General features: G+C 75.1%; 10 protein-coding genes and 1 pseudogene. 8 read left to right on the forward strand and 3 right to left on the reverse strand.

Annotated features, from left to right (window positions below):
- On the reverse strand, positions 1-308 hold a 308-nt coding region (locus tag VQ02_RS30520), incomplete at its 3' end, for a hypothetical protein (protein ID WP_048448015.1).
- A gap of 150 nt (positions 309-458) precedes the next feature.
- Here VQ02_RS30520 and yciA point away from each other — a divergent pair.
- From yciA to hemW, 3 genes are all read left to right on the forward strand, one after another.
- Positions 459-875: an acyl-CoA thioester hydrolase YciA gene (yciA, locus tag VQ02_RS30525; RefSeq protein WP_048448016.1), complete on the forward strand. Its 417-nt coding sequence runs from the start codon at positions 459-461 to the stop codon at positions 873-875.
- A gap of 32 nt (positions 876-907) precedes the next feature.
- Positions 908-1,243, forward strand: a complete 336-nt coding sequence (locus VQ02_RS30530) for a YkgJ family cysteine cluster protein (RefSeq protein ID WP_048448017.1) — start codon at positions 908-910, stop codon at positions 1,241-1,243.
- A 110-nt stretch (positions 1,244-1,353) separates the two neighbouring features.
- Complete coding sequence (hemW, locus tag VQ02_RS30535) at positions 1,354-2,517, forward strand: radical SAM family heme chaperone HemW (RefSeq protein WP_083469541.1); 1,164 nt, start codon at positions 1,354-1,356, stop codon at positions 2,515-2,517.
- Between the two features lie 114 nt (positions 2,518-2,631).
- Here the strand turns inward: hemW and VQ02_RS30540 are convergent, their stop codons facing one another.
- Positions 2,632-3,831 carry a penicillin-binding protein activator gene (locus VQ02_RS30540; protein WP_048448025.1) on the reverse strand — a complete coding sequence of 400 codons (1,200 nt, stop codon included), beginning with the start codon at positions 3,829-3,831 and terminating at the stop codon, positions 2,632-2,634.
- 209 nt (positions 3,832-4,040) lie between these two features.
- Here VQ02_RS30540 and rsmI point away from each other — a divergent pair, with 209 nt between their 5' ends.
- From rsmI to VQ02_RS30555, 3 genes are all read left to right on the forward strand, one after another.
- Positions 4,041-5,012, forward strand: coding sequence for a 16S rRNA (cytidine(1402)-2'-O)-methyltransferase (rsmI, locus tag VQ02_RS30545; RefSeq protein ID WP_048448019.1), 972 nt, complete (start codon positions 4,041-4,043; stop codon positions 5,010-5,012).
- Positions 4,996-5,385, forward strand: a complete 390-nt coding sequence (locus VQ02_RS30550) for a YraN family protein (RefSeq protein WP_048448020.1) — start codon at positions 4,996-4,998, stop codon at positions 5,383-5,385. The genes rsmI and VQ02_RS30550 overlap by 17 nt, the downstream gene beginning before the upstream one ends.
- Before the next feature lie 86 nt (positions 5,386-5,471).
- Positions 5,472-5,687, forward strand: a complete 216-nt coding sequence (locus VQ02_RS30555; protein ID WP_048448021.1) for a hypothetical protein — start codon at positions 5,472-5,474, stop codon at positions 5,685-5,687.
- A gap of 102 nt (positions 5,688-5,789) precedes the next feature.
- Here VQ02_RS30555 and VQ02_RS30560 read toward each other — a convergent pair whose 3' ends face one another.
- Positions 5,790-6,101 (reverse strand): response regulator, encoded by a 312-nt coding sequence (locus VQ02_RS30560; RefSeq protein WP_425339940.1) that lies wholly within the window; start codon positions 6,099-6,101, stop codon positions 5,790-5,792.
- 239 nt (positions 6,102-6,340) lie between these two features.
- On the opposite strand from VQ02_RS30560, the gene VQ02_RS30565 reads away from it, so the two are divergent.
- Together VQ02_RS30565 and VQ02_RS30570 are read left to right on the forward strand one after the other, a co-directional pair.
- Positions 6,341-7,300 carry a glycine betaine ABC transporter substrate-binding protein gene (locus VQ02_RS30565; RefSeq protein WP_245239899.1) on the forward strand — a complete coding sequence of 320 codons (960 nt, stop codon included), beginning with the start codon at positions 6,341-6,343 and terminating at the stop codon, positions 7,298-7,300.
- Positions 7,297-7,706, forward strand: a pseudogene (locus tag VQ02_RS30570) (ABC transporter permease); the annotation flags it as partial. The gene VQ02_RS30565 and the pseudogene VQ02_RS30570, both read left to right, overlap by 4 nt.

Consider the following 7,706-nt stretch of genomic DNA (forward strand, 5'->3'; position numbering starts at 1 on the left):
CTCCTCGACGCCGTGGCGGGCTTGGGCGGCGGCAGGTGGGCCTGGCCGTGGACCACGGCGCCGATCTCGCCCAGCGCCTTCACCAGGTCGTCCTTGTCGCAGGTGCGGGCGACGGCGAGGCCGAGGGCGTGGGTGTGGCTCTTGGCGTAGAGGTAGCCCGCGAGCTTGGCGCGGGTCTGCACCGGCAGCGTGGCGAGCAGCTCGGGCAGGTCCTCCTTCTCCGCCCGGTAGATCTCGCCGAGGGTCGCGAGGGGGACCGGGCAGTCGCGCTCGGCTTCGGCGCCGCTGGTGGGGTGGCCCTGGATCATGATGCGTCCTCCGGCTGATGGCGTGCCGCCGAACCTAGGGCCGACCGCCGGGTGAAGAAACCGCGGGCCTTTCCGATTCGGGGCGCTCGCGCTCCGGCGCCTCGATGCCCTATGCTCGCCCGAGAGGCCAGGGGAAGGTTTGGGGGGATCATGGCGCAGTCCGAGGAAGCCGCCGCGCTGCCGCAGGGCGAACTCACGGTGCGGACCATCGCGATGCCGGCGGACACCAACGCCAACGGCGACATCTTCGGCGGCTGGGTGATGTCGCAGATGGACCAGGCCGGTGGCATCGCCGGGGTCGAGCGGGCGCAGGGGCGCGTCGTCACCGTGGCCGTCGACGGCATGACCTTCCTGCGGCCGGTCCGGGTCGGGGACGTGCTCTGCGTCTATTCCCGGGTCGTCGGCACCGGCCGCACCTCGATGCGGATCCAGATCGAGGCCTGGGCCCGGCGCTTCCGCACCCAGACCCGCGAGAAGGTGACCGAGGGCGTCTTCACCTTCGTGGCCATCGACGACGACGGCCGCCCGCGCCCGATCCCGCCGGCGGCGCCGGGCCTGAGCCCGTGAGCCGGCCTGCGGCCGGAAGCGGGCTCGCGCCCGTGAACCGGCCTGCGGAGGAAGGCGGCCTCGCGGCCGCCCCCGACCCGGAGACCTTCGCCTGCCAGGCCTGCGGCGCCTGCTGCGCCTACTCGGCCGAGTGGCCCCGCTTCAGCACCGAGGACGACGCCGACATCGCCCGCATCCCGGCCGCCTACGTCGACGATCCGGCCGGGCGGATGCGCTGCGAGGGTGACCGCTGCAGCGCGCTCTCGGGCCGGGTCGGGGAGGCGGTGTCCTGCCGGGTCTACGCCGTGCGCCCCGAGGTCTGCCGCACCTGCGAGCCCGGCGATCCCGAATGCCTGATCGCCCGCCGGCATCACGGCCTGCCGGTTTAGGACAGCCTTGCGCCCGCATCGCGGACACTGAGTGCCGCGGGCCCCTTGCGCCCCGGACCCTTGCGCCCCGGACCCTTGCGCTGCGGGCCGCGGGGCGGCACATGCGCCGGATGATTGATCATCCGACCCGGGACGTCGGCTTCGGGGTCTACCTGCACTGGCCCTTCTGCGCCGCGAAGTGCCCCTACTGCGACTTCAACAGCCACGTCCGCCACGGACGCCTCGACCAGGCGCGCTGGCGGGCCGCCTTCGCGCGGGAGATCGCCCACGCCGCCGCCCTGGCGCCCGGGCGGACCGTCACGAGCATCTTCCTCGGCGGCGGCACGCCGTCGCTGATGGAGCCCGCGACGGTGGGCGCGCTCCTCGACGCCGTGGCGGGCGCCTGGAGCGTGGCGCCGGACATCGAGGTCACCCTCGAGGCCAACCCGACCAGCGTCGAGGCCGGCCGTTTCCGCGGCTACCGGGCGGCGGGGGTCAACCGCGTCTCGCTCGGGGTGCAGGCCCTCGACGACGCCTCCCTGAAGCGTCTCGGCCGTCTTCACAGCACGGCGGAAGCGATGCGGGCGGTGGAGACCGCCGCCGCCCACTTCGAGCGCTACTCCTTCGACCTGATCTACGCTCGGCCGGACCAGACCCCGCGCGCCTGGGCGACGGAGCTGCGCGAGGCCATCGCCCGGGCGGCCGAGCACCTCTCGCTCTACCAGCTCACCATCGAGGAGGGGACGCCGTTCCACGGCCTCGCCGCCGCCGGCAAGCTCACCGTGCCGGACGACGACACCGCCCGCGCCCTCTACGACGTGACGCAGGAGGTCTGCGCGGGGGAGGGCCTGCGGGCCTACGAGATCTCGAACCATGCCCGGCCCGGCGCCGAATCGCGCCACAACCTGCTCTACTGGCGCTACGGCGAGTATGCCGGCATCGGCCCCGGCGCCCATGGGCGCCTGGTCCTGCCCGAGGGCCGCACCGGCACCTCCACCGAGCGCAACCCCGAGGCCTGGCTCGCCCGCGCCGAGGCCGAAGGCCACGGCATCGTCGAGACGGAAGCCCTGGGACCGGGCGACCAGGCCGACGAGTTCCTGATGATGGGGCTGCGCCTGCGCGAGGGCATCGACCCTGCCCGCTACGCCGCCCTGGCCGGCCGGCCGCTCGATTCCGGCCGCGTCGCCGGGCTGGTCGCGGCCGGGCTCGTCGCGCGCGCGCCGGACGGCCGCCTCGCCGCGACCCCGAAGGGGGCGCCGGTGCTCAACGCCGTGGTGGCCGAGCTCGCGGCGTGACCTGAGCAGGTTTCGCGACGGGGGCCGCCGGTTCTGCGGCGAGACCCCGCGACAGGACGGGAGCTTGAGCGGACGAGGCGCCGGCCTGCCGAAGCAGGTTTGCTCGGTACCGCCTCACGTCCCCGACGGTCCGAGCGCCCGGGGCGCCGGGCTGACCACCGTCGTGGTGCCGCCGCGGATCTCGAACACCGCCAGGGTGCGGTCGCTGGTGCCCTCGGGCCGGAACCGGAAGGTGCCGTCGATCCCGGCGAAGCCCGACGGGTTGGTGAGCGTCGTGTCGGCGAAGCGCTGCGACCCGTACTGGCGGTTGAGCGCCGCCGCGAGGGACACGGCGTCGTAGGCGAGCGTCGCGACCCGCACCGGCTCGCCTCCGAACCGGGCCCGGTAGCGCTGGCTGAAGCCGGCGAAGCCCGCCGGGTCGGTGGCGGCGAACCAGCCGCCCTGGAAGGCCGGCATGCTGAAGACCCGGGGATCGTTCCAGACCGCGGTGCCGACCGGCTTGACCCGGGCGGGGCTGAAGCCGGCGCGGGTGAGCGCCGCGCCGGCCGCGCCCAGGCCCTCGGGCGTGTCGGGCAGGAACAGCGCATCGGCCTGCGGCGCCGCGCCGGTGATGAGCGGGGCGACCCGCCCGACAGCGGCGGCGGGGTTGCCGGCGGGATAGCGCTCGATCGCCACCACGCGGGCGCCGCGCCGCGCCACCGCCTCGCGGAACTGTGCCTCGACGACGTTGCCGTAGGTCGAATCGGGGATGAGGGCGGCGAAGGAGCGCCGCCCGGCCGCCGTGGTCTCGTCGATGACGCGGTCGACCTCGGGCTGGGGCAGGAAGCTCAGGAGGTAGACGCCCCGGGCCGCCACGCTGGCATCGGTCGAGAAGGCGATCACCGGCTTGCCGGCGGGCCGGGCGGTGGCGGCGGCGGATTGCACGGTGGCGGCGAAGAGCGGCCCGATGATCAGCTCGGCCCCCTCCGCCACGGAAGCGGCCGCCGCCTCCCGGGCGCCGTCCGGGGTGCCGCGGTCGTCCTTCACCAGGATCTTCAGGTCGGGGTTCTGCGATTCCTGGAGGGCGAGGTCGGCTGCGTTGCGCATCGCCGCGCCGACCGCGGCGCCGGGGCCGGTGAGGGGCAGGATCAGCGCCACCTTGACGCTGCCGGCGCCGAGGGTCGTCCCGTCCCCGGCCGGACCCGCCGCCGGCGCGTCGACGGGTGCCGTGCGGGTGGCGACCATCGGGCTGTCGACTCCGCCGCAGGCGCCGAGCGCCAGGACGGCGGCGAGCGCCAGCCCGCCGCGCGCGCGGCGGCTTGTCCCGCCGCACATGCGGCGGCCAAGGCCCGTCAGAGTGTCGAGGCCGATGCCCCTCATCGCCCGCTCCCCCGATTCGGCCGGTCCCGCGCCCCGAAGCGCGCGCGAAACCCCACCTGCAACACACGCGCCCGGTGCATAAAGTCTGCCGACGAAAAGTAAACGACTGCCCCCGCGCAGACGGCCGTGGCGCGGAACCGGCCAGCCGTGGCAGTGTCGCGGCGATGACCCAGCGCAGCGACGATTCCCGCCGACGTTCCGCCCAGGACCGTCCCGAGACCGGACGGGGCCCGGCGGTCTACACCGCCTTTGGCCTCGCCGCCGAGGCCGAGCCCCTGTCCCCCGGCCTGCACGTGGTGGCGACCCCGATCGGCAACCTGAAGGACGTGACGTTCCGGGCCCTCAGCACGCTCGCCGCCGCCGACGCGGTCCTGGCCGAGGACACCCGGGTCACCCGCACGCTGCTCGCCCATTACGGCATTACCACGCCGCTCGTCGCCTACCACGAGCATTCGGGGGAGGGGGTGCGCGACCGGATGATCGCCCGCATGCAAGCTGGCGAGGCCCTGGCGCTGGTCTCCGATGCCGGCACGCCGCTGGTGTCGGACCCCGGCTTCAAGCTGGTTCAGGCCGCCATCGCGGCGGGCCTGCCCGTGACCCCGATCCCCGGGCCCTCCGCCGCCATCACGGCCCTCGTGGCGGCGGGCCTGCCGACCGACCGCTTCTTCTTCGAGGGGTTCCTGCCGCAGAAGAGCGGGGCGCGGCGCAACCGCCTGTCGGCGCTGGCCGGCGTGCCCGGCACGCTGGTTCTGTTCGAGGCGCCCCACCGCCTGCCCGAGATGCTGGCCGATGCCGCGGAGATGCTGGGTGGCGTCCGTCCGGCCGCGGTGGCCCGCGAGCTGACGAAGCTGTTCGAGACCGTGCGCCGCGGCGACCTCGCGAGCCTCGCCGCCGAATACGCCGCCTCCGGTCCGCCGAAGGGCGAGGTGGTGGTGGTGATCGGCACCGCGCCCGAGGACGCGCCGGGCCCGGAGGCGGATGCCGACCTCGACGCCCGACTCGCGGCGGCGCTCGCCCGCCACTCGATCAAGGACGCCGCCAGCCTCGTCGCCGACGAGACCGGCCTCAAGCGGCGCGAGGTCTACGCCCGCGCCCTGGTTCTCGCCCGCCGCGCCGACGATGGCGGCAAGGCCTGAGCCGGCGGCCGCGCGCCGCCGCCGCCTCACCCTGGTGCGCGGGCGCCGGGCCGAGATCCTCGCGGCCCTCGCCCTCGGCCTGAAGGGCTACCGGCCGCTGGCCCTGCGCGTCTCCATGGGTGGCGGCGAGATCGACCTGATCGTGCGCCGCGGCAGCGTCGTCGCCTTCGTCGAGGTCAAGGCCCGGCCGACCCTGGAGGAGGCCGCCGGCGCGATCGACGCCCGCAAGCGCCGCCTGTTCTCCCGCGCCGCCCGCGCCTGGATCGCCCGGGCGCCGTGGAGCGCGAGCCTCACCTTGCGCGCCGACGCGGTGTTCGTCGTCCCGGGGCGCTGGCCCCGCCACGTCGTCTCGGCCTTCGAGCTGGAAACGTAGCGGTTTCGCGGTTTCGTTCATCTTGCGTGCAGCGCAGCATGCCTAAGCTTGCGGGCGTGACCTGGACGCGGGTGAGGGGGTGCGAGATGCGCAGCGGTTTCGGATGCGAGTCCTGCGGCTCCCCGGCGGTCCGCCTGCCGGCTGACCTGACCGACGACGCGATGATCCGGTGCGACGGCTGCGGCTGCACGCTGATGGCCTGGGGCGCGTTCAAGCGTCGCGTCGAGGCGCAGGAGGCCGCGGACGTGCGCGATCCGTCCGAGCGGCACGGCACCAGAGCCGCGGCGCGCCCGGCCCGCTGACGCGCGCCGGCCCGCCGCCGGCGGTCGTAACACCGGCGCGGGTCGTTGGAGAATGCTCGAAACTTGATCGAGGTGGGCGCGCCCTGCGACGCGCCGGCGGCCTCAGCCGCCCGCCGCGATCGCGGCGATCAGGGTGCGCTTGAGGTCCTGCTGGCTGAACGGCTTCTGCACCACCGGGCGGTCGCGGAACGGCTCGCGGATGCCGGCGCCGCCATAGCCGGTGGAGAAGACGAGCGGCAGGCCGCGGCGTACGATCGCCTCGGCGACGGGGTAGATCGGCTCGCCGGCGACGTTGACGTCGAGGATCGCGACCACGAAGCTCTCGCTCTCGGCCATCTCGAGCGCCTTGCTCAGCCGGGCCGCCGGACCCACGACCTCGCAGCCGAAATCGAGAAGCATGTCCTCCAGCAGCATCGAGATCGCCGCTTCGTCCTCCACCACGAGGACGCGGGCACCGTTCAGGAGGTCTTCGCTTGTTTCCGTGCCCACGCCGGAGTTCTTTCCCTCAACGCCCCGTACCGGGGTCCGATCGGCCCGTCCCTGCGGCCGCGGAAACCGCCGCGCCGCCAGGGCTTCCCTCTGCCCGCAACCCATGCGAGTCCGCGCCGGTTCGTGTCACCTGCGCCGGTGAGCCGTCGCCCGGAAAGCCATTCATGTCAAGCGCACGGACCTGGGACGCGATGCAGCGGCGGCGGGGTGTCCGGCCCGGTCCGAACCGCCGCCGCGTCCTCGCGGCGGGGCTCGCCGGACTGGCCGTCGCCACGGCCGCGCGGGCCGACCGGCCGGTCGTCGTGGCCTCGAAATCCCATGGGGAGGGTATCCTCCTCGGCCACCTGATCGTGATGATCCTCGAGCGCCTCCGCGTGCCGGTCACGGCCCGGCTCCAGCTCGGCCCGACCCGGATCGTGCGCACCGCGCTGACCGCGGGTGAGATCGACGCCTACCCCGAATACACCGGCAACGTCGCCTTCTTCTCCGGCACCGACGCCAACCCGGTCTGGCGCCGGGCGGATTCCGCCTACGCCGCGGCGAAGGCCTTCGACGCCGCGCGCGGTCTCACCTGGCTCAGGCCGGCGCCGGCCAACAACACCTGGCAGATCGCCGTGCAGGGTGGGCTCGCCCGGGCCGAGCGGCTCGCCACGATGGCGGATTTCGCCGGCGCGGTCCGCCGCGGCCTCGTCGAGCTCGCCGCCTCGGCGGAGTTCGTCGAGAGCCCGGCCGCCCTGCCGTCCTTCGAGCGGGCCTACGATTTCGTGATGCCGCGGGAGAGGATCGTGATGCTGCCGGGCGGCGACACCGCCGTGACCTTACGGGCGGCGGCGCAGGGCATCAGCGGGGTCAATGCCGGCATGGTCTACGGCACCGACGGGGCGATCGCCGCCCTCGACGTGGTGGTGATGAGCGATCCCGCCGGGGCGCAGATCGTCTACGAGCCGGCCCCGTTGATCCGCACAGGGGTCCTCGACCGCCACCCCGAGATCGGGCCCGCCCTCGACCGCGTCTTCTCCGGCCTCGACCTCGCCACCCTGCGCCGGCTGAACGCCCAGGTGGCGGTGGATGGCGACACGCCCGAGGCCGTGGCCCGGCGCTACCTCGGATCCCTCCCGTCGTGACGTCCTCCACCGAGATCCCTCCCGTGACGGCGCGGCCCGGCGCCTGGCTGCCGCCGGTCACGGCCGGCCTCGCCGCCGCGGCCCTCGCGGGCCTGCCGTTCCTCACGCTGGCGCCGAACCGCCTGGTGCCCGGCGTTCCCGTCGGCTCCGGCCCCGCCGGGATGGCGGCGGGCGCCCTGGCGGCCACCGTGTGCGCGCTGCTCGCAGGTCCGGCGCGGCCCTGGCGGGCCAGGGCCGCGCTCGCCGCGGCGCTCGCCGCCTGGTGCGCCCTGCTCCTCGGGGCCGGGCAGGGAGCCGCCGACCTCCTGGCGGGCAAGCCGCCGGCGGCCCGCGCCGCCCTCGGGTCGGGGGCGTGGCTCGCCGGGCTGGCGCTCATCGGCCTTGCCGGGGAGGCGGCCCGGGCCGC

It is taken from the genome of Methylobacterium variabile, assembly GCF_001043975.1.
Lineage (GTDB): Bacteria > Pseudomonadota > Alphaproteobacteria > Rhizobiales > Beijerinckiaceae > Methylobacterium > Methylobacterium variabile.

Coding starts and splice junctions, on each gene's coding strand:
- VQ02_RS30555 (WP_048448021.1), top strand. CDS start 5,472: ATGCGCAGCGGTTTCGGATGCGAGTCCTGCGGCTCCCCGGCGGTCCGC.
- VQ02_RS30565 (WP_245239899.1), top strand. CDS start 6,341: ATGTCAAGCGCACGGACCTGGGACGCGATGCAGCGGCGGCGGGGTGTC.
- VQ02_RS30560 (WP_425339940.1), bottom strand. CDS start 6,101: ATGCTGCTGGAGGACATGCTTCTCGATTTCGGCTGCGAGGTCGTGGGT.
- VQ02_RS30550 (WP_048448020.1), top strand. CDS start 4,996: ATGGCGGCAAGGCCTGAGCCGGCGGCCGCGCGCCGCCGCCGCCTCACC.
- rsmI (WP_048448019.1), top strand. CDS start 4,041: ATGACCCAGCGCAGCGACGATTCCCGCCGACGTTCCGCCCAGGACCGT.
- VQ02_RS30540 (WP_048448025.1), bottom strand. CDS start 3,831: ATGTGCGGCGGGACAAGCCGCCGCGCGCGCGGCGGGCTGGCGCTCGCC.
- yciA (WP_048448016.1), top strand. CDS start 459: ATGGCGCAGTCCGAGGAAGCCGCCGCGCTGCCGCAGGGCGAACTCACG.
- hemW (WP_083469541.1), top strand. CDS start 1,354: ATGATTGATCATCCGACCCGGGACGTCGGCTTCGGGGTCTACCTGCAC.